Origin of the sequence: Mesorhizobium sp. M8A.F.Ca.ET.207.01.1.1 (assembly GCF_004794715.1) — a bacterium.
In the GTDB taxonomy this organism is placed as follows: Bacteria; Pseudomonadota; Alphaproteobacteria; order Rhizobiales; family Rhizobiaceae; genus Mesorhizobium.
Genome location: NZ_SRUS01000009.1, coordinates 209,551 through 229,245 on the forward strand (window position 1 = coordinate 209,551; position 19,695 = coordinate 229,245).

24 protein-coding genes are annotated in these 19,695 nt (G+C 63.3%); 6 read left to right on the top strand and 18 right to left on the bottom strand.

Features of this window, described 5'->3' with window-relative positions; translation table 11 throughout:
• Positions 1 to 95: 95 nt before the first annotated feature.
• The 6 genes from EN850_RS25425 to ybgC all read right to left on the bottom strand — a co-directional run bounded on the left by EN850_RS25425 (position 96) and on the right by ybgC (position 4,926).
• Positions 96 to 473 (bottom strand): four helix bundle protein, encoded by a 378-nt coding sequence (locus EN850_RS25425; protein WP_127872128.1) that lies wholly within the window; start codon positions 471 to 473, stop codon positions 96 to 98.
• Between the two features lie 32 nt (positions 474 to 505).
• Positions 506 to 1,816: a Tol-Pal system beta propeller repeat protein TolB gene (tolB, locus tag EN850_RS25430; protein ID WP_127872129.1), complete on the bottom strand. Its 1,311-nt coding sequence runs from the start codon at positions 1,814 to 1,816 to the stop codon at positions 506 to 508.
• A gap of 40 nt (positions 1,817 to 1,856) precedes the next feature.
• Positions 1,857 to 3,014: a TonB family protein gene (locus EN850_RS25435; protein ID WP_127872130.1), complete on the bottom strand. Its 1,158-nt coding sequence runs from the start codon at positions 3,012 to 3,014 to the stop codon at positions 1,857 to 1,859.
• 7 nt (positions 3,015 to 3,021) lie between these two features.
• On the bottom strand, positions 3,022 to 3,474 hold the full coding sequence (tolR, locus tag EN850_RS25440; protein ID WP_027141797.1) for a protein TolR: 453 nt from the start codon (positions 3,472 to 3,474) through the stop codon (positions 3,022 to 3,024).
• Between the two features lie 11 nt (positions 3,475 to 3,485).
• Positions 3,486 to 4,196 carry a protein TolQ gene (tolQ, locus tag EN850_RS25445; RefSeq protein WP_015315267.1) on the bottom strand — a complete coding sequence of 237 codons (711 nt, stop codon included), beginning with the start codon at positions 4,194 to 4,196 and terminating at the stop codon, positions 3,486 to 3,488.
• 259 nt (positions 4,197 to 4,455) lie between these two features.
• A complete protein-coding gene (ybgC, locus tag EN850_RS25450) occupies positions 4,456 to 4,926 on the bottom strand; it encodes a tol-pal system-associated acyl-CoA thioesterase (protein ID WP_127280352.1) in 471 nt (156 codons plus the stop codon).
• Between the two features lie 53 nt (positions 4,927 to 4,979).
• Here ybgC and EN850_RS25455 point away from each other — a divergent pair, with 53 nt between their 5' ends.
• The gene (locus EN850_RS25455) at positions 4,980 to 6,230 is read left to right on the top strand and encodes a cellulase family glycosylhydrolase (protein ID WP_136092542.1); all 1,251 of its coding nucleotides are present in this window, start codon (positions 4,980 to 4,982) and stop codon (positions 6,228 to 6,230) included.
• Between the two features lie 8 nt (positions 6,231 to 6,238).
• Here the strand turns inward: EN850_RS25455 and EN850_RS25460 are convergent, their stop codons facing one another.
• The 8 genes from EN850_RS25460 to EN850_RS25495 form a co-directional block, all read right to left on the bottom strand.
• Positions 6,239 to 7,135, bottom strand: coding sequence for a metallophosphoesterase (locus EN850_RS25460; protein WP_127872131.1), 897 nt, complete (start codon positions 7,133 to 7,135; stop codon positions 6,239 to 6,241).
• Between the two features lie 200 nt (positions 7,136 to 7,335).
• Positions 7,336 to 8,373, bottom strand: coding sequence for a Holliday junction branch migration DNA helicase RuvB (gene ruvB, locus EN850_RS25465; protein WP_135882188.1), 1,038 nt, complete (start codon positions 8,371 to 8,373; stop codon positions 7,336 to 7,338).
• Positions 8,370 to 8,774, bottom strand: a complete 405-nt coding sequence (locus tag EN850_RS25470; protein WP_135882190.1) for a type II toxin-antitoxin system VapC family toxin — start codon at positions 8,772 to 8,774, stop codon at positions 8,370 to 8,372. Before EN850_RS25470 ends, ruvB begins: the two co-directional genes overlap by 4 nt.
• Positions 8,771 to 9,118, bottom strand: a complete 348-nt coding sequence (locus EN850_RS25475; protein WP_246689273.1) for an AbrB/MazE/SpoVT family DNA-binding domain-containing protein — start codon at positions 9,116 to 9,118, stop codon at positions 8,771 to 8,773. Before EN850_RS25475 ends, EN850_RS25470 begins: the two co-directional genes overlap by 4 nt.
• The gene (ruvA, locus tag EN850_RS25480) at positions 9,119 to 9,739 is read right to left on the bottom strand and encodes a Holliday junction branch migration protein RuvA (RefSeq protein WP_136092522.1); all 621 of its coding nucleotides are present in this window, start codon (positions 9,737 to 9,739) and stop codon (positions 9,119 to 9,121) included.
• A 13-nt stretch (positions 9,740 to 9,752) separates the two neighbouring features.
• Complete coding sequence (ruvC, locus tag EN850_RS25485; protein ID WP_135863198.1) at positions 9,753 to 10,262, bottom strand: crossover junction endodeoxyribonuclease RuvC; 510 nt, start codon at positions 10,260 to 10,262, stop codon at positions 9,753 to 9,755.
• Between the two features lie 94 nt (positions 10,263 to 10,356).
• Complete coding sequence (locus EN850_RS25490; RefSeq protein ID WP_127872134.1) at positions 10,357 to 10,890, bottom strand: DUF1465 family protein; 534 nt, start codon at positions 10,888 to 10,890, stop codon at positions 10,357 to 10,359.
• A gap of 384 nt (positions 10,891 to 11,274) precedes the next feature.
• Positions 11,275 to 11,655, bottom strand: coding sequence for a hypothetical protein (locus EN850_RS25495; protein WP_023771684.1), 381 nt, complete (start codon positions 11,653 to 11,655; stop codon positions 11,275 to 11,277).
• A gap of 331 nt (positions 11,656 to 11,986) precedes the next feature.
• Here EN850_RS25495 and EN850_RS25500 point away from each other — a divergent pair, with 331 nt between their 5' ends.
• Complete coding sequence (locus EN850_RS25500; RefSeq protein ID WP_136092523.1) at positions 11,987 to 12,538, top strand: DUF2269 family protein; 552 nt, start codon at positions 11,987 to 11,989, stop codon at positions 12,536 to 12,538.
• A gap of 14 nt (positions 12,539 to 12,552) precedes the next feature.
• Here the strand turns inward: EN850_RS25500 and EN850_RS25505 are convergent, their stop codons facing one another.
• The 3 genes from EN850_RS25505 to EN850_RS25515 form a co-directional block, all read right to left on the bottom strand.
• A complete protein-coding gene (locus EN850_RS25505) occupies positions 12,553 to 13,323 on the bottom strand; it encodes a sulfite exporter TauE/SafE family protein (protein ID WP_136092524.1) in 771 nt (256 codons plus the stop codon).
• Between the two features lie 117 nt (positions 13,324 to 13,440).
• The gene (locus tag EN850_RS25510; protein WP_136092525.1) at positions 13,441 to 14,169 is read right to left on the bottom strand and encodes a class I SAM-dependent methyltransferase; all 729 of its coding nucleotides are present in this window, start codon (positions 14,167 to 14,169) and stop codon (positions 13,441 to 13,443) included.
• A 91-nt stretch (positions 14,170 to 14,260) separates the two neighbouring features.
• Complete coding sequence (locus EN850_RS25515; protein ID WP_127280921.1) at positions 14,261 to 14,713, bottom strand: Lrp/AsnC family transcriptional regulator; 453 nt, start codon at positions 14,711 to 14,713, stop codon at positions 14,261 to 14,263.
• 130 nt (positions 14,714 to 14,843) lie between these two features.
• On the opposite strand from EN850_RS25515, the gene EN850_RS25520 reads away from it, so the two are divergent.
• From EN850_RS25520 to EN850_RS25530, 3 genes are all read left to right on the top strand, one after another.
• Positions 14,844 to 15,749: a DMT family transporter gene (locus tag EN850_RS25520; protein WP_136092526.1), complete on the top strand. Its 906-nt coding sequence runs from the start codon at positions 14,844 to 14,846 to the stop codon at positions 15,747 to 15,749.
• Between the two features lie 131 nt (positions 15,750 to 15,880).
• Complete coding sequence (locus tag EN850_RS25525; protein ID WP_136092527.1) at positions 15,881 to 16,528, top strand: thiamine phosphate synthase; 648 nt, start codon at positions 15,881 to 15,883, stop codon at positions 16,526 to 16,528.
• A gap of 1 nt (position 16,529) precedes the next feature.
• Entirely contained in the window at positions 16,530 to 17,570 is a 1,041-nt protein-coding gene (locus EN850_RS25530; RefSeq protein ID WP_127277947.1) for a tetratricopeptide repeat protein, read from the top strand.
• A 13-nt stretch (positions 17,571 to 17,583) separates the two neighbouring features.
• Here the strand turns inward: EN850_RS25530 and EN850_RS25535 are convergent, their stop codons facing one another.
• Complete coding sequence (locus EN850_RS25535) at positions 17,584 to 18,600, bottom strand: NAD(P)-dependent alcohol dehydrogenase (RefSeq protein ID WP_136092528.1); 1,017 nt, start codon at positions 18,598 to 18,600, stop codon at positions 17,584 to 17,586.
• Positions 18,601 to 18,708: 108 nt separating this feature from the next.
• On the opposite strand from EN850_RS25535, the gene EN850_RS25540 reads away from it, so the two are divergent.
• Positions 18,709 to 19,578: a LysR family transcriptional regulator gene (locus EN850_RS25540; protein ID WP_189591224.1), complete on the top strand. Its 870-nt coding sequence runs from the start codon at positions 18,709 to 18,711 to the stop codon at positions 19,576 to 19,578.
• The last annotated feature ends 117 nt before the right edge of the window (positions 19,579 to 19,695 follow it).

Genomic DNA, 19,695 nt, shown 5'->3' on the forward strand with positions numbered 1-19,695 from the left:
GGCGGAAATGCGGCCAAAACGCGACGAAGGCGTGGAAAAGGGGGAATGTAAGGGGAATTGAAGAGTTGGAGAACTGGAGAATTGAAGAAGGATGTTCACCTTAACTTCTCTCTGAGGTTCACCAGCATTCCGTACACATGGGCATACGATTGTAGCCACTCGTCCCGTTGCGCCTGTGAGATGTATTCGAGGTCGAATGCGTATGAAATCCACGTCTCGACTTCACTGCACGATCCCATGGCCATCGAAACGAACCGGGCGAATTCGGCTTTGGAGTGGGTCTGTTTGGCAAACCCCTCGGCCAGATTGGCGCAAATCCCTTTGCTGGAACGCCGCAGCTGATCGGCCAGCGCGTATTGCTCTATTTTGGGGAAAGCGAGCGTGGCCTTGTGAACCGTAAGAGAGACCATGTAAGCGCGCTTGTAGACCTCCAGATCCTTTGCTCGCTTTACGTAGCCTTCTGCTTTCTCCATCTCTTCAATTCTTCAATTCGCCAATTCCCGTATTATTCCAGCAGCGGTGACCAGGCCGGATCAGAAGCAAAATTCGCGGTCGGGATCGGCTGCTCGTTGCGGCCGGTGAGATCGACGGAAACCAGCTTCGGGCCGCCATTGGAGTCGCGGAAGAACATCAGCACGCGGCCGTTCGGCGCCCAGGTCGGGCCTTCCTGCTGGAAGCCGGACGACAGGATGCGCTCGCCAGAGCCGTCGGTTTTCATGACGCCGATCTGAAATTCGCCGCCGCTCTGCTTGGTGAAGGCGATGAGGTCGCCGCGCGGCGACCACACCGGCGTCGAATAGACGCCGTCGCCGAAGGAGATGCGGGTCTGGCCGGAGCCATCGGCGCCCATGACGTAGATCTGCGCGCGGCCGCCACGGTCGGAGGTGAACACCACCTTGCTGCCGTCGGGCGAATAGGAGGGCGAGGTGTCGATGGCGGTCGAGTTGGTCAGACGCGTGGTCGAACGGCTGCGCAGGTCCATGGCGAAGATGTTGGAATTGCCGTCGTCGCGCAGCAGGCTCATGATCACCTTCTGGCCGTCGGGCGAGAAGCGCGGCGCGAACGTCATGCCGGGAAAATTGCCGACCAGTTCGCGCTGCCCGGTCTCGATCTGCAAGAGATAGACCCGCGGCTGGCCGCTCTCATAGGACATGTAGGTGATTTCCTGCCGGTTCGGCGAGAAGCGCGGCGTCAGCACGATCGACCGCCCATCCGAGAGGTAGCGGATGTTGGCGCCGTCCTGGTCCATGATGGCGAGACGCTTCTTGCGCGCGTTCTTGGCGCCGGACTCGTCGATGAAGACGACGCGCGTGTCGAAATAGCCCTTCTCGCCGGTCAGCCGCTCATAGATGGCATCGGCGATGATATGAGCGACGCGGCGCTGATTGGCGTCGTTGGCGAAGAACTGCTCGCCGGCCATCTGCTGGCCCGCGAATGTATCCCACAGCCGGTACTGGGCGCGGATGCGGCCGTCTGCTTCCTTGCTGACGCTTCCGGTGACCAGCGCTTGCGCGTTGATCACCTTCCAGTCGTCGAAGCGGGGGGTTGCGTCCGGATTGGCGATCTTCTCGATGAAGGCGCTCTTGTCGATCGGCGCGAACAGGCCGGAGCGCTTCAAATCGGCGGTGACGATCTGTGAGATCTGAGCGCCAAGCGCATCGCCACCCTGGAAATCCGTGATGGCGATCGGCAGCGGCTCGACATTGCCCTTGTTGACGTTGAGTTCGACCAGCGCCCACGCAGGCATCGGAACGACGGCCGTCATGCCCAGCGCCATCGCTGCAATCGTCAGGAGCGGCTTGAGGAAAGATCGCATATCTTCTCGCTTCTCTTCTTTGATTGGGTGGACGCCCGGCCTAGAGGCCAAGCATTTCCCTTGGATCGAAGGTGACCCGGATGTCGTTCCAGATGTCCTGTTTGCCGGCGGGAACCTGCAGGCCGGCCACGTCGCATTTCTGAACCGCGCGCACCGCGCTTTCGTCAAATTGCCGGTTGCCGCTCGACTTTTCGACGGACGGGCGGCCGTCGAGCTTGCCCGAATTGTCCAGGTTGAAGCGGACCACGACGACGAAATTCTCCGAACCTTCAAGCCCGGCCGGCAATGTCCAGCAACCGCCCAACTGGCTTTCCAGGGCGCCCTGCTCCGACTTCGACAGCTTCTGGCCCTGATCCTTGTCGCCACCGAGCGACGCCTGCTGGGTCGAGCGCTTGGCACCACCGCCGGACGGCTTCTGCTTGTCGAGCAAGGCCGAAATCTCATTGGCGTTGAACTGCTTGTCGTCGGACTTCGGCTTGGACGAGGCTTCCTTGACCGGCTTGTCGGCATCCTTGCGTTCCGGCGCCTTGGCGCTTTCGGCCTGTGCCGGCTGCGGCTTTGGCCGCGCTTCCGGCGCGGGCGCCGAATTCGGCAATTGCGTCTCTTCGGTTGGCGGGTCCTTCGCTATGGCCTCGGCGACGGCGTCGGGCTTGACCTCGGGCGTCGGATCGATAGCGGCTGTCTTGTCCTGCGGCGGCGGGGTCGGCGCCGGCTTGGCCGGCGTCGGCTTGGGCTCGGTCTGCTTGACCGGCTCGGGCTTCACCTCTTCCTTGGGCGTCGGCGCTGGCGCCACTTCCGTCGCCGGAGTGGGCTTGGGCTTTTCCTGCGGCTTCGGAACGTCCTCGGTCTTCGGGATTTCCTTCGGGGTCGGCGCGGGTGGCGGCGCCGAGGTCGTGTCGACGGGTTTTGGTTTGGCTTCCGGCGTTATCGGCTTGTCGGTGTCGACGCTGTTTTCGCCGACCTTCTGCGCGTTGGGTACGATATCGGGACGCTGCGTCGGCAGCGGCGCCGGCTTTTCATGCATCACGGCCTTCTTGTCGCCCTGCAGCGTCTGCGCGATGGCTTCCATCGGCACGATGTCGACCGCGACCGACTCCACGTCGGCGGACGGAAGCGCGGCCGGCGCCGACAGGGTGAACAGGCCGAAGGCCAGCACCGCCGTATGCAAGATCACCGATGTGGTGAGGCCGGTCCTCATCGTGAGTCTATTGATCCTGTTCCTGCAGTGAAACCAGGCCGATGTTCTTGTAGCCAGCGGCCGAGATGCGAGCCATGACCTTCATGGCCGTGCCATAGTCGGTCGACTTGTCGCCACGGATGAAGATGCGCTCTTCATAACCGGTCTTCGAGATAGCCTGCAGTTTGGCCACCAGCTCCTCGATCGGAATCTCGGTTTCCTGCAGGAAAATCTTCCCGGTCGCATCGATCGAGACGGTGATCGGCTGGGTGTCGGCATTCATCGCCTTGGCCTGGGTGTCCGGCAGGTCGATCGGCACGCCGACCGTCAGCATCGGTGCCGCGACCATGAAGATGATCAAGAGCACCAGCATCACGTCGACCATCGGCGTGACGTTGATCTCCGACATCAGCGCATGGTGACGGCCGCGCCGCCGGTGGCCGCGCCCGCCGCGCCCTCCCATGCCTACGGACATACCCATCTCGTTACTCCTCAGGCCTTAGGCGCGACTTTTTCATCGATTTGGCGCGAGAGTATGGCGGAGAACTCATCCGAGAACCCCTCCATGCGCACGGCGATCTTGCTCGCATCCGATGACAGCTTGTTGTAGGCGATGACCGCCGGAATCGCGGCGAGCAGGCCGATGGCCGTCGCCAGCAGCGCCTCGGCGATGCCGGGCGCGACCACCGCGAGGCTGGTGTTCTTGGAGCCGGCGATGGCCTGGAACGAGGTCATGATGCCGATGACGGTGCCGAACAGGCCGATGAAAGGTGCCGCGGATCCGGTGGTGGCGAGGAAGCCGAGGCGCCCCTCCAGCTTCTCCATCTCGCGGGTCAGCGCCAGGTCCATGGCCTTGTCGATGCGGGTCTGCAGGCCGAGCGGCGACTTGGCGCCTTTTTCGAAACTCTTCTTCCATTCGCGCATGGCGGCGACGAAAATGGCGCCCATGCCTGTCGTCTTGCGGTCGGCGAGCGTGCGGTAGAGCTCCTCCAGCGACTGCCCGGACCAGAAAACCTGCTCGAAGCGGTTCAGCGCCAGCCGCATGCGGCCATAGGCGACCAGCTTGTCGACGATGATCGCCCAGGTCCACACCGAAGCGCAGAGCAGCCCGATCATGACCAGCTTGACCACCCAGCTGGCCTGCATGAACAAGGCCCAAATCGACAATTGCGCGCCCGGTTCGGCGAGTGCGATATTTTCCATCGTTACGTCCTTAAGATTTTCCGGGCGAAGCTGGCGGCTGGCCCATGGCATCCCTTGTGGTCGGTTCGCACGAAGCTACCGGACACCCCAAACCGTGCCGTTAGCGGCCTTTTCGGGGCAAATATTGGTGAAAGGAAGGCGCTGGATAACGCCAATCTTCACCAGTCTCTTCATGAACCGTTATGGTTAAGGATGGGTTAGTGTATAAGGCGCGGCGCATTGCCGCGCCTGGGTATCGCAGGCCGGCATCACCTGAATATCAGCCGACCCGTGGCATGAACGCCGCCACCCATTCCCTGGGAAAGCGCCTCGGCCGGCCGTTCTCGCCGATGATCGCCGCCTCGACCTTGGCCTCGACCAGCACCTCGTCGCCCCGCTTGAGCTGCTGTGCCATGAAGATTCGCGCACCGGAAATGGCATCGGTGCGGGTGTCGACGGTCAGGATGTCGTCGATGCGAGCGGGAATGCGGAAGTCGATCTCCATGCGGCGTACCACCCATGCGATCTTCTCGCCATGCTTGCCTTCGGCGAGTTCGGTGTGGTGCACGCCGGTGAGCCGGAGATAGTCGGAGCGGCCGCGCTCGAGGAATTCGAGGTAGCGCGCGTGGTAGACGACGCCCGAAAAATCGGTGTCGGCGTAATAGACCCGCGCCATCAGCCGGTGGCCGAACTCGGTCAGCGCGCCGGAAAGCCCAGCCAGCAATGCCGCGGATTCACCATGATCGCCCATTGCGCTTCCCTTTTGGATGCCGACGCGGCAGGTATTTTTGGCGCATGAACCCGATGGCACTGTTGACGACGATGATCAAGACCTTGATGGCAGTCGTGCTAGCGCTGGCGGCTTCTACACTTTCGGCTGAAGCGGCCACCTTCTCGATGAAGCGCGGTCTCAATCTCGACCAGTGGGTCACCTGGCCCGGCGAGGATCGGTGGGGTGATGCCAAGGCCATCCTGCCCTACCCGGAATGGCGAAAATTCCTTGGGGAAGACGACCTCAAGGCGTTGAAGGATGCCGGCTTCGATTTCCTGCGCATGCCGGTCGATCCGTCGCCTTTCCTCTCGGACAATACAACGGACCTGCGTTACCAACTCTATGCCAGCGTGCTGGACTCGGCGCGCATGATCAACCGAGCCGGGCTGAAGGTCATCGTCGACATGCACCTGATCCCGGCCGGCGGCAGCCGCAAGATCGGCATGGGTGAGGTGATGGACGATCCCGCGACCTTCGACCGCTACGTCGAGATGGTTCGCGGCATGGCGCGCACGCTGGCGGGCGAAGATCCCGAAAAGGTCGCTTTCGAACCGATGAACGAGCCGATCGTCGATTGCGACAGCGACGGCACCAGCCTGTGGCCCGACCGCCAGCGCGAACTGTTCGCCGCGGCGCGCGCCTCGGCGACGAAGCTGACGCTAGTCCTGACCGGAGCCTGCTATTCCGCCGCTTCGTCGCTGGGGAGGATCGACCCGAGGACCATCCCCGACGACAACATCATCTGGACCTTCCACTCCTACGATCCATTCCTGCTCACCCATCAGGGCGCGACCTGGGCCGGCGACTTTATCCCCTACGTGACCGGCCTGCCCTATCCGTTGACCGCGGTTCCCAAGGCGCAGCTCGACGTCACGCTCGACACCATCCGCGCCCGGATTAAGGCCGAGGCGCCGTGGACACGGCAGAGCGGCCTGCTTGCCTATCTCGACGAGCAGGTCGCCAGCATGGACAGCCCCGACAAGCTGCTTGGCCTGATGGATGCGCCGTTCAAGACCGTCGAGGCGTGGGCGAAGGCCAACGGCATCAAGCCGCAAGACATCACGCTGGGCGAGTTCGGCATGATCCGCCAGGAATATGGCAATGCCTATGTGATGCCGGCGGAGTATCGGGCCGCCTATGTCAAGGATATGATCGCGCGGGCCGAAGCGCACGGCTTCTCATGGTCGCTGTGGAGCTATGGCGGCGCTTTCGGCGTCGTCGATGCGTTCAATGGCGACAAGGCCGAGCCGAACGTGATGGACGCGATCCGAAACCTCCCCTGAAGTCCCGGTCAGCCGAGGTCGATCTGCAGGATTTCCGGACGCATGCCGAAACGGATGGGCAAATTGCTGAAGCCGAGCCCGCCCGAGACGATCAGGTTGCGGTCGTTCTCGATGACATGGCCATAGGCGTAGCGATTGCCGAACTGCGACGGCACGATAGGCGAATAGCCGAACAGCCGCACCTGCCCGCCATGGGTGTGTCCCGCTAGCGTCAGCGACACACGCGACGGCACTTTTGGAAAAATGTCCGGTTCGTGCGCCAGCAGGATGACAGGCGCGGCGTCGCTGATTTTGGCCAGCGTGCCGTCGAGATCGTCCAATCCCCTGGGACGCTCGGTGTTCTTTTTCCGTAATAACGCCAACTGATCGGCGAGGCCGGCGATCCATACGCCATGTCCGTCCTTTTCCAGACGCACGGCGTCGTTCTCCAGAACCGGGATGCCGACCTTCTCCAATGCCTTGCGCGCGATCGTCGGGCCAACTCCGGCACGCTGCGCGAAGCCATCGGCCCACCAGTCGTGATTGCCGAGGATCGACAGCACGCCGAGCGGTGCCTTGAGGCCCGACAGGGCGCCAGCCCATTCCGGCGGCGTGACCCTACGTGACGCCAGGCGCATGCCGGCGATGTAGTCGCCGAGCAGAACGATCAGGTCCGGCTGCAACGCATTCGCCTCTTCGGCAAGCGAGGCAATCCGCTCCGGCGTCATCCAAGGCCGGCAGGCGTGGATGTCGGCAAGGGCGACGACGCGCAGCTTCAATCCATCAGGCCAATGCGGTGGCGTCAGCGCATAGCGCTTCACATGCGTCAGCAGCATCGGCTCGATGCCGACGGCGTAGGCGCTGAACGAGGCGACCGACAGCAGCGACCCGCCGATAAAGCGCATGAACCCGCGTCTGGTTATCATTGAGTGGCTCCGGCACCTCATTTCGGCATGCGCTGGTGCGTGTCGATCCTGATTTGGGCGGACGACATGCATGGAGGCAGCGAACCCGATACAATCCAGGAATACGCCGGTAAGCCGGCAAAGATGAGGAGAATTTGCGCAGGCCCGTTCACTGATGCTTGATCACTGGTCCGGGAACGCGTGACTGATCGATTGCCCCGCTATTCTTCCTGGAACAGGCTGATCTGCTGCTGCGCCAGGTCCTTCGGCGCATCAAGGCCGAGATGGCGCCAGGCATTGGCGGTCAGCACGCGGCCACGCGGCGTGCGCTGGATGAAGCCCTGCTGGATCAGATAGGGCTCGATAATGTCCTCGATGGCGTCGCGCGGCTCGGACAAGCCCGCCGCGATCGTCTCGATTCCCACCGGCCCGCCGCCGAAATTGCGGGCGATCATGCTGAGATAGCGGCGGTCGAGCGCGTCGAGGCCGAGCGCATCGACTTCGAGCCGGGTCAACGCTTCGTCGGCGATCAGGCGGTCGACATGGCCGTCGCCGGCGACCGAGGCGAAATCGCGCACGCGCCGCAACAGCCGCCCGGCAATGCGCGGCGTACCGCGCGCGCGCCGGGCGATCTCGAGTGCACCGTCGTCGCCGAGCGGCATCTGCAGGATGCGGGCGCCGCGCCGCACGATCTGCTCCAACTCCTCGACCGTGTAGAAATTGAGCCGCACCGGGATGCCGAACCGGTCGCGCAGCGGATTGGTGAGCAGGCCGAGCCGCGTGGTGGCTGCCACCAGCGTGAAACGGGCAAGGTCGATCTTGACCGAACGCGCCGCCGGTCCCTCGCCGATGATCAGGTCGAGCTGGAAATCCTCCATCGCCGGATAGAGGATTTCCTCCACCGCCGGGTTGAGCCTGTGGATCTCGTCGATGAACAGCACATCGCCTTCTTCGAGATTGGTCAGCAGTGCCGCGAGATCGCCGGCCTTGGCGATGACCGGCCCGGAGGTCGAGCGGAAATTGACGCCGAGTTCGCGCGCCATGATCTGCGCCAGCGTCGTCTTGCCCAGCCCCGGCGGTCCGACGAACAGCACGTGGTCGAGCGCCTCCTTGCGGCCCTTGGCGGCCTCGATGAAGACTTTGAGGTTTGCCCGAACCGCCGCCTGGCCGACGAAATCGTCGAGCGTCTGCGGCCGCAAGGTCTGCTCGGCATCCTCGCCGCGTTTTTCCGGAGCAATGAGACGGGGGGAAAGGCTCATGCCAGCAATTCCATGCTTGCAATGGACCTTGCAGCCCGCTGATCGAAAGTAACCGTATGAGAACAGCCCACATTTCGGTTGTGTTCGGCGATGAGCGCATCGGCAAAGTCAACCTGCGGCATGTTGGACCTTTCGAGCGCGATCACGATGGCATCGAAATCCTCGAAAACCAACGTTCTGATTTTCAGCAGTCTTTGGATTGCGGCCAGGACTTGTTCCTTGGACATCCTGTAGCGAGAAATCAGCGACCAACTGAACTCGACCAGGACAATCAGGCTGACAAAGCCTGGGGTATCCTCACTAAGGCCTTTGCCGAAAGCCAAGGCTTTTGCCCTTTGCTCGGCATCATCGTTCAGCACCATTCGAAGCAGAACGTTCGTATCGATGCCTATCGACGTCACGCGTCGCCCTCACGTCCGCCCTTCGGCACGTCCCCGACAACATGCCGTCCAACCGCGTCCCGAACCGCGGCATCGATTTCCTCGAGTGAAGCCGGCCCGTCGGGCGGATCTCCCAGGAATCCGGCGAGGTCAGCAAAGTCGAGATTGCGTGGCGTTCCGATCAAATAGCCATCCACTACGGTCCAGGCGATCATGTCACCCGCCTTGAGCGACAGTGCATCCCTGACGTCCTTTGGGATGGTAAGCTGGCCTTTCGATGTCAGGCTTGCATAAGCACCCATTTTCTTACTTTCTGAGAAATTGCTTACAAAACATATTGTAGTTGGAATTTTGTTTTCAAGCAATCACCGCGCCAGTTCCTTCAGCCCGAAACGGATCAGCTTGGAGGCATCGGCCCCCTCTCCTGCCGTCTTCAGCGCCGCCGATACCGCATTGGCGGCGGTGTCGCGGGAATAGCCGAGATTGACCAAGGCCGAGACAGCGTCGGTGATCGGCGCCGGCGCCACGCCTTCGCCGAGCTCCTGCTTCAGCCCGATCGTGCCGGAGGCAGCGCCGGCATAGGCCGGTGCCTTGGCCTTCAATTCGGTGACGATGCGCTCGGCCACCTTCTTGCCGACGCCGGGCGCGCGGGAAACCATGGCGATGTCGCGCAGCGCGATCGCATTGGCGAGGTCGGCCGGCGCCAGCGTCGACAGTATGGCCAGCGCCACCTTGGCGCCGACACCCGGCACATTGTTCATCAGCAGCCGAAACCATTCGCGCTCGAGCTGCGACTGGAAACCATAGAGCCGGATCATGTCCTCGCGCACATAGGTCTCGATGAACAGCACCACAGCTTCGCCGGGCGAAGGCAACGCGGCGAGCGTGCGCGCCGAGCAATAGGCGACATAGCCGACGCCATGCACGTCGACGAGGCAATGATCCTCATCGATCTCGTCCAGCGTCCCCTTGAGCTTGCCAATCATTCCCGACAGCCTCTCACGACGCCAGCGCCAGCCTATAGGCGGCACTTTGCCGGTGATGCGCGTGGCAAATCGCAATGGCCAGCGCGTCAGCGGCGTGTTCGGTGTCGAAGACCGCCTTCGGCAATAACACCTTCACCATCATGTGGATCTGCTTCTTGTCGCCGTGGCCGACGCCGATCACCGCCTTCTTCACCGCGTTTGGCGCATATTCGGCGACAACGAGGCCTGCGCGCGCCGGCACCAGCATGGCGATGCCGCGTGCCTGCCCGAGCTTCAGCGTCGCAACGGCGTCCTTGTTGACGAAGGTCTGTTCGACCGCGGCCTCATGCGGCATGGCCTGATGCAGGATTTCGGCGAGCCCGTCATGCAGTTGGCAGAGCCGCGTCGCCAGCGCCGCCTTGTCCTCGGAGCGTACGGTGCCCGAAGCGACGAAGCGCAACGAATTGCCGAGGCTCTCGATGATGCCCCAGCCGGTGCGCCTGAGCCCCGGATCGATACCGATGATGCGAATCGCGTCCCCCATGCCGTGAGTGTACCTCCGGCGGACAGCGATGCCAGCGAAAAGTGAACAAACCGGAAACGCCCACCCCGCCAACTGGGGAAGGCTTCGAAGTTTCTCAGTTGCGGGCGAAGGCGGTGTTGAGCAGGCTGATCTGGTCGGAGACCGGATTGGGCCGGCGAGCCACGGGCTGCGTGTCGACCATCGCGCCGGCGCCGTAGATCTCTTCGTCCATGCGGCGCACCAATGCCTGAAGGCGCAGCGACCGGTTGACGAGGTCGAGGAAATCGCTCGGCAGTTCGGCCCAGCCGGCCGCCTCGTCATGGGCGGAAGCGGTGTCGAGGCGCACCTTGGACTTTTCCGAAGCGACCTGGTCGCGGGTCATCTCGCCGGAATTCGCCGCGCGCTGCAAAAGCAGCCACGAGGCAACCTGCATCAGCCTGGTGGTCAGCCGCATCGACTCGGCCGCGTAGAGCGTGGCTGCCAGCCGCGACAGTTTCTTGGCCTCGGCCCGGCCCTTGCCGTCGAGATACTCCGCCGCCTGTTCGACCAGGCCCATGCCTTCCTGGTAAAGCGGTTTGAAGGAGTGCGAAAACACCCGGCGTTCCGCCAGCTTGACGGTTTTCACAACGCCTTTCGACGGCTCGTTCATTGATAACGCCCCTGCACTTGCAACCGGCCGATTCGGCTCTCTGCCGATACACCCGTGACCCTATAAAACTGAAGCTTGAAAATGCGCTTCGTCCGGGGTGAAGGCAAGCACATGTTTAACAGAAGGTTAACAGCGACCGGCGTCGCGGGATGCCACCGGAATGCGGACAAAAAAAGAGCCGCGGATAAGGCGGCTCTCAGGAGTTTAACAGGGAGGCGTCAAACAAAGTGGCTCCAACCACTCGGTAAGAATCCAGATCACTGGATGCACATAGTAAACGCCTGTAAAGCTTAATGGACCCTTAACATCCCTGATATTTTTTGACCCTACACACTACTCCTGTGCCGTAACAGCACAGCCGCACAGGCCAGGTTTCGGCCTCACTCAGGCCTTTTTCCACACCACCGGCAGGGCGATGAAGGCGAACAGCAGCATGCCTGCGTAGAAGCCGATCGAAGATATCCCCAGCAACGGCTCGATCCCCGGATTTCCGGCAAGCAGTATATAAAGGCCGATCATGAGCCCGATGCCGCTGATTGCCGTCAGCCAGAAATGGACGAGGGCCAGCGTCTTTTGCCCGGCAGCCGGAAACAGGTGGTAAAAGAACGCGAAGACCGCCGACATGAGCCAGCCAGCCACCATCGTGTGGGCGTGGGTCGGCATCTGGCCATGATCCTCGCTGATCGCCATGTGGATGCCGAGTGCCATGCCGCACAGCGCGTAGATGATCGCCAGCGTGAAGAAATTCCGTGCTACCCCTTGCATATATTAGTCCCCCGAATTGCCTTTTCCCAAGTTGGGAATGAGTTGATCGTCAGGCAAGCGCTGCCGCCGCCGGACCTCCGCCGTCGGCACTAGCATCGGCATTGTTTCCGGACGATGTCACGCCCCCCCCCCGACAATGCCGACAATAGCAGAAAGCCGGGCGGCGCCTTCATCATATTAGCGACGCCTTTCGTTAGCCGGCGGCCTGAAACACAGCCGGTTTTTCCACGACATCGTCCCGAAACAACCGCGGCGCTAAACGCGGCGGCGGCGAAGCGGACGGGCAATGGCCCGCCCTCGCCAGCAACCATTGGGCATCGGGGAGAAAGCCATGGATTGGTATTCCATCGTCAAATTGCTGCACATCCTTTCAGCGACGCTTTGGGTCGGCGGCGGCTTCACGCTGATGGTGCTGGCGACGCTGGCGGATCGAGCCGGCAACATCCAGGGAACCCTGCAGGCGATGCGCGCCACCGGCGAGCTGGGCAACCGCTTCTTCGCGCCGATGTCGATGCTGACATTGGCCTTCGGATTGATCATGTGCTCGTTCTGGGTCGGCTTCTCCGATCTCTGGGTCCTGATGGGCCTTGCCGGCTACGCCACGACCTTCTGCATCGGAATGTTTGTTTTCAAGCCGACTGCCGACCGCATGGGCGCGATGATCGCCAGGGACGGCGTGACGCCCGCGGCCCTGGCCTATGGCCAGCGCATCCTGCGGGCGGCGCGCTTCGACTATGCGGTCATGCTCGTCATCATCACCGACATGGTGCTGAAGCCGACCCTGCACGACGTCGTCATTCTCGCGGGCATGGTGATGGTTCTTGCCGCCGGTGCCGCCATGGCGCTCAGCCGGCCAAGACGCATGGTGCCCAGCACCGCCTGACGCGGGCTGGAGCGCTACATGATGCCGGCGATCCCGTCCCACAGAAGCTTCACGGCCACGACCGCCACGGTCGCATAGGTGAAGGGATAAAAAATCTCCGGCCGCATGCGCCGCACCAGCCACGCGCCGGCGATGGTCGACAGCGGCGCCAGCGGCATCAGCACCGCCGATGCCGTCAGGTTGGCGGTATCAAACTGGCCGAGCGCGAAATAGGGAATGAGCTTCAGCGCATTGGTGGCGGCAAAGAAGATCGCCGCCGTGCCCGACAGCACCTTGGGGTCGAGCCTGATCGGCAAGGCATAGACCTGGAAGGGCGGTCCGCCGACATGGGCGACGAAGCTGGTGAACCCGGCGACCGTGCCCCATATGGCCGCCGCCACGCGATTGGGTGCGGCGGCATGGTCGGGGCCGTGACGAAACTGCAGGTAAAGCCAGCGCAGCACGAAGATGATGGCGACGGCGCCGACGATCAGCCGCACCGCTTCCTCGGTGACGAGTGCCGCCGTCAGCCAGCCAAGCCCGATGCCGATGACGGCGCCCGGCATCATGTCGACCAGCATCTTGCGATCGTATACGCCCCACCACGTCCACACCGAGACGATGTCCATCAGGCACAGGATCGGCAGCAGGATGGCGGCCGCCTGCACCGGCGGCATGGTCAGCGCCATCAGCGGCACGCCGACGAAGCCGACGGCGCCGCCAAAGCCGCCCTTCGACAGGCCGACCAGAATGACCGCCGGGACGGCGGCCGCGTAGAACCACGGATCGAGAAGCAGGCCTGACATGGGGAGGGACTGGTCTGGAGGGAAAGCGGATCAACGCCTGAATAGCCCAGAATCGCGTGCCCGGCGACCGCAAATATGGGCTGGCCGCGACGAGCCTGGCCGACGGGCTTCGAAGACCTATCGGCGCGCCGAAACCAGCAGGAACATCGGCCGCTCGAGCTCTTCCGCAAGACCCGGCGTGGCCGCGATCTGCGCGTCCGTTGGACGGAATTCCTCGACATGCTCGATCGTGAAACCCGTCCCGATCAGCGTGTTGAGCGTGGTGCCGATGGTGCGGTGATGTTTTACCACGCCCTTGGCCAACCAGTCGGTCGTGCGCGGCCCTTCCACCAGATACCGGTCGACAGGCCAGGTCTTTTTCCCCTCGCCATCGATCGACCAGCCGGGACTGGTCGGCGCCATGTAGATCGGATGCTCCGTCGAGAAGACAAAATGGCCGCCTGGCGACAGGGCCTGATGCACGGTCCCGAACAGGCGCTCGACATCCGCGACATAGTGCAAGGCGAGCGAACTGTAGGCGAGGTCGAAGCTGGCCCGCGGCAGGCTGAGCTGGTCGAGGTCGGCTCTTTCATAGGTGATGCCCGTGTCCGGGCCGGCCGCTCTCGCCCGGGCAAGCATCTTCTCCGACAGGTCGAGCCCAAGGACATTGCTCGCCCCTTGCCCGTGCGCCCAGCGGCAAAACCAGCCAAAGCCGCAGCCGAGGTCGACGATCCTCAGGCCCGTGACATCAGGCAGCATCGCGCGCAGCGCCGGCCACTCGGCGGCGCCGTCCAGGCCTTCGACCGAGCGGCCGAGCTGGCTGTAGCCCGCGAAGAATTCCGGTTGATCGTAGATGTTCTGCGCCATGTTTTTCTCGCTCTTCAGACAGCCATCTGGCGGAAGACTGACATTTGGTGGACTGGCCGCGCCTTTCCACCATGGCCTCGGGGTGTCAAGCTTATGAGCCCAACGGCAACCCCAGTGGCGGCGGCCGCCGCCGGATCGGCTGTGCCTTGATGATCGCGGTGCTGGTCTCGGCCTTGTCGGCGATCCGGTCGAGAATGCCGTCGAGGTCGCCGATCGAGCGCACGAACAGCCGGGCGACGAAACAGTCATCTCCCGTCACCTTGTCGCATTCGCCAAACTCTTCAATCTCCTCGATCAGTTTCTGGACGATGTGCAGCTTGCCCGGCAAAGGTTTGATCCGCACGATCGCCTGCAGCGTATAGCCGAGCGCCAGCGGATCGATCTCGACGGTGAACGCCCGGATGACGCCGCGCTCCTCGAGCCGCCGCAAGCGCTCCGAAACGCTCGGCGACGACAGCCCGACCTGGGCCGCCAGATCCTTCAGCGAGGTCCGCGCATCCCTGACCAGGATCTCGAGGAGATTTCGGTCGAGATCGTCCAGCATTTCTTTTTCTCGCAGATTCGAGCAGATGCCTAATATAATTAGGTCACTTCCTCATATAGCCTTCCTGAGGAGATGGAAAGCCTCGGCGTCGCATGAGATTATGCTGGCTCAACGGGTTCAGAGGCTTATCATGAACGATACTGTACGTGGCACGGTCGAAATGTCGGCCGCAATGGCGATCCTGGGGACGATCGGATGGTTCGTCATCATGTCCGGCCAGCCGATCATGGATGTAGTGTTCTGGCGCTGCGCGTTCGGCGCGCTGACGCTGCTCATCATCTGCGCTTCGCTTGGATTGTTGCGCAACAGGCTGTCGTTGCGCATCGTCGGCCTCGCAGCACTTGGGGGCGCGGCGATCGTCATCAACTGGCTGCTCCTGTTTAGCGCATTCTCGCGCGCCTCCATCTCGATCGCCACCGCGGTCTACAACACGCAACCCTTCATGCTGGTCGGCTTCGGCGCGCTGTTGTTCGCCGAGCGGCTGACATTGACCAAGCTGACCTGGCTGGCAATCGCCTTCGCCGGCATGGTGCTGATCGTCGGGGCCGCCCCAGACGCCGGCGATGTCGGCACGAACTATTTCGCCGGCATCCTGATGGCCCTGGCCGCCGCCTTTTTCTGGGCCGTCGCGGCCATCGTCACCAAGAAGCTCAAAGGCACGCCGCCGCATCTGATCGCGCTCATCCAAGTCTGCGTCGGCGTCGTCATGCTGGCGCCCTTCGCCAATCTCTCGCATCTTCCCGCCGACCGATGGAGCTGGGCCATGCTGGCAACGCTCGGCATCGTCCACACCGGCCTGATGTACATCCTGATGTACGGCGCCATCCAGAAGCTGCCGACGCATCTGCAGGGGTCGCTGTCCTTCATCTATCCGGTCGTTGCCATCCTGGTCGATGTCACCGCTTTCGGCCATCGGCTGCATCTTAGCCAGGTCGTCGGCGCCGCCGCCATCCTGATCGCAGCCGCCGGCATGAACCTCGGCTGGACATTGTGGAAATCGAGACCGTCCGCCGCGAGCCCGCAGCCGATCAAGTAAGGCGGCACGCCGGCTACCCGGCGGTCAAAAATCCGATCCTGGCTGTCCGCCTGTTCAAAGCCGGCAGTTTGCTCTATGCCGCAATCCAACCATCTTCGCCCGGCATAGGCGAAACCCGGGATCGAAGAACCATGAATGACGCCACGCCTCCCAACCGCTGCCGCATCGTACTGATCGCGCCACCCGGCGTGCCGGCCGCCCGCATCGCGGCCGCGTTCGACGGCGGCGACATCGCCTCGCTGATCCTGCCCGAGAACGGCATGGACGAGGCCTCCTTCCAGACCTTTGCCGAACAGGTCGTGCCGGCCGCGCAGGCCGCGGGCGTGGCCGTCATCATTGCTGGCGACACCCGCATCGCCGGCCGAGTCCAGGCCGACGGCATCCATGTCGAGGTCTCCAAGGCCGAACTCGCCGAGACGATCGAGCATTTCCAGGCGAAAATGATGGTCGGCACCGGCGGTGCCAAGACCCGCGACGACGCGCTGGAGCTCGGCGAAGCCAGGCCCGATTACATTTTCTTCGGCCGCTTCGGCTACGACAACAAGCCTGAGCCGCATCCGCGCAACCTGTCATTGGGGCAATGGTGGGCGCAGATGATCCAGATTCCTTGCATCGTCCAGGCCGGTTCCGATCTTGCCTCCGTCGAAACGGTGGCCGCCACCGGCGCCGAATTCGTCGCGCTGTCGAGCGCCGTGTTCGCCGACGGCGTCGATCCGAAGGTGGCGATCGCCCGGGCCAATGCCCTGCTCGACGACACAGCGCCGCGCTTCGAGGATTGACGTGTCCCTGGCAAGGCTTTCCCTTCAGGCCCTGCTTGCGGCGGTGATGATCCAGGCCGCCGCCGCCGAAACTATACCCTTGCCGCAGCGCAAGCCTGAAACCGGCATGCACACCGACAAGCCGATCGAAAACCAGCTGCCGCAGCCAGCCACCACGGCGGAGCCCGCACCGCTGCCCTCGGTCGACAGCGTCAATCCCGACCGCTTCGGCGCCAAGCCGGCGGACGCCGCCTATGGCGCGTTCCAGCGCGGGCTTTACAAGACCGCCTATAATCTGGCCCTGGTCCGTGCGCAGAACGGCGACCCGGCGGCGCAGACGCTGGTGGCCGAGATCCTGTCGCGTGGATTGGGTGTGCCGTTGAACTCGGCCGAGGCCGCCAAATGGTACGCGCTTGCCGCCGAGCAGGGCGTGCCGGAATCGCAGTTCCAATATGCGCTGATGCTGCTCGATGGCCGTTACGTCAAGAAGGACGCGAAGGGAGCCTATGCCCTGATGCAGGCCGCCGCCGAAGCCGGCAACCAGCTGGCGCAATTCAATTTCGCGCAGATGCTGGTCCAGCAGGATCCCGGCGACGCCGGCCTGGCCAAGGCGGTTTCCTATTATGAGCGCGCTGCCGCGACCGGTCTCGCCGACGCGCAATACGCCATGTCGCAGATCTATGCCAACGGTGTCGGCGGCAAGCCGCGCGACGATGCACAGGCACGGCGGCTGCTGGCGCAGGCCGCCCGTCAGAACTACGACACCGCGCAGATCGATCTCGCCGCCTGGATGATCGAGGGCCGCGGCGGCGCGCGCGACCTGAAATCGGCTTTCGGCTGGACGAAACAGGCCGCCGAAGGCGGCAATGTCGCGGCCCAGAACCGCCTGGCAAAACTCTATATGCAAGGCATCGGCACCGATCCGGACCTGGTGCTCGCCGGCGCCTGGTACATCGTCGCCCGCCGCGCCGGCCTCATCGATCAGGAGATGGACGATTTCCTGCAAGGGCTGAGCGATGACCAGACCAAGCAGGCCCTGCAGAAGGCGAACCGCCTGCCCTGAGGACAGCGCGCGCTCATTGCATGTGATCCAGGACGACTTTGCCGAAGGGCGAGCCGTGTTCGAGATGGCGGAAGGCGCCGGCTGCCTCCCGCCACGGCAAGACCTTGTCGATCACCGGCCTCAACCGGTTGACGGCGAGGGCCCGGTTCATCGCCTCGAAGGATTCGCGTGAACCGACCGGAATTCCGCGTGCCCGGACCTGGCGGCGAAAGATGTCGAGCGGATTGATTGCACCCTCGCTGCCACCGAGATAGCCGATCACATTGATCTGGGCACCGCGCGCCGAAGCCCTCAGCGACTGGGCGAAGCTTTGCGGGCCGCCGACTTCGATGATGTGATCGGCGCCACGCCCACCGGTGAGCGCCAGCACGGCCGACGCCCAATCCGGGTCGCTGCGATAGTTGATGCCGTCATGGGCGCCAAGCGCCTTTGCGCGTGTGAGCTTGTCGTCGCTGCTCGACGTGACGATGACGTGTGCCCCGGCGGCAGCCGCAAACTGCACCGCAAACAGCGAGACGCTGCCTGTGCCCAGGCTCAACACCGTCTCGCCGGGCTTCAACCGACCTTCGCTGAACAGCGCATGCCAGGCCGTCACGGCGGCGCAAGGCAGCGTCGCGGCTTCGACATCGCTCAGGTGCTCCGGCGCAAGGACGGCCGCCTGTTCATCCAGCCTGGCGAACTCGCTGAGCAGCCCGTCGATCGGGCCGCCCCGTTGATAGGAGGGCTCAGCCATGGCGAAACTGCCGCCGACCCAACGCTGCCAGAATGTGGCGCAGACACGATCGCCGACTTTGAAGCGGGTCACTTCGGCGCCAACCGCAACCACTTCGCCGACGCCATCCGAAAGCGGCACCAACGGCAGCGCAAAGGCAGTGTGGTAAATGCCACGGGCGATTTCCACGTCGCGGTAATTGAGCGCGGTTGCCCTGACCCTGATGATCATCTCCTGGCGCCCGGGTTCCGGCATTGGCCGCTCGACCAGTCTGAGGTTGTCGGTGCCGCCCGGATGCTGCAATTCGATGGCCTTCATTGTCTTTCCTTTCCGTCTGGAGGTCCTGGAAAGGAAAATCGCTTGCCTTGGTCATGATTTCAAATTCATAATAATCAGGATAATTATGCATTTGGAGCAATGTTGGAAATGCTGGAGGAATTACGCACGCTCGTCCTGTTTGCCGAGGAGGGCTCGATCCAGAGCGTGGCCCGCCGCCTGCCTCTGACGCAGCCTGCCGTCACGCGTCAGATGCAGCGACTGGAGGATATGCTCGGGACGACGCTTCTCGATCGCCGGCAAAAGCCGCCGCGTCTGACCACGGCGGGACTGGAGGTCTTGGAGCGCGCGAAGGACATACTGGCTTCGGTCGAGGCTCTGAAAGCCTTTGCCGCCGACACCGAGCCGCAAGGCGTGCTGCGTGTCGGCCTGGCACATGGCCTGTCCGACGCGGGCGTTGCGGGCGGTATAGCCAGCGCGGCTGCGGCGTTTCCAAAAATATCCTTGCGGCTCAAGACCGGCTGGAGCGCGGAACTGATCGAGCAGTTCGAACGCGGCCAACTCGACATGGCGATCGTTCTGCGATCCGCCGATCATCAAGGCCCGGACGCGCTTGGCACGGAACGCCTCGCCATCATAGCGCCGGCTGGCACCACCAAACCCCGTCTCACGGACGCCGCCTGGGCTTCCAGGCCCTGGGTGCTTAGTCCCGAGCCTTGCGACGCGCGTCAGAGGCTCCTGGCCATTTTGGGCGGCGAACGGCATCGGCTCGTTATAGCGGCGGAAATTCAGGACCCGGCGATGCAGATGGAATGGGTACGTCGGGGACACGGCCTCGGCCTCATGCCGTCGCGGCTCGCCGCGCGCGGACTTCCCGACGACCTCGCGCTTGTCGATACCGGAGATCTCGATCTTTCATTGCAGGTGGTGGCCCTGCGCTCTCCGCACCTCAACCGCCTTGCAAAGGCCGCGCAGGCCATTGAAAAGACCGTCGGCGATGTCCTGGAGGTCGAGACCTGACGCCGGCTTGCCGGCCGGAGCCGACCCGCCCTCCCTTGCCTCTCCGGGCGATTTGTGGTCTTGGAGCCTTAAATCGCTTGTCACGGCGAACATCCCATACCGACGGCCTGGCCGTCG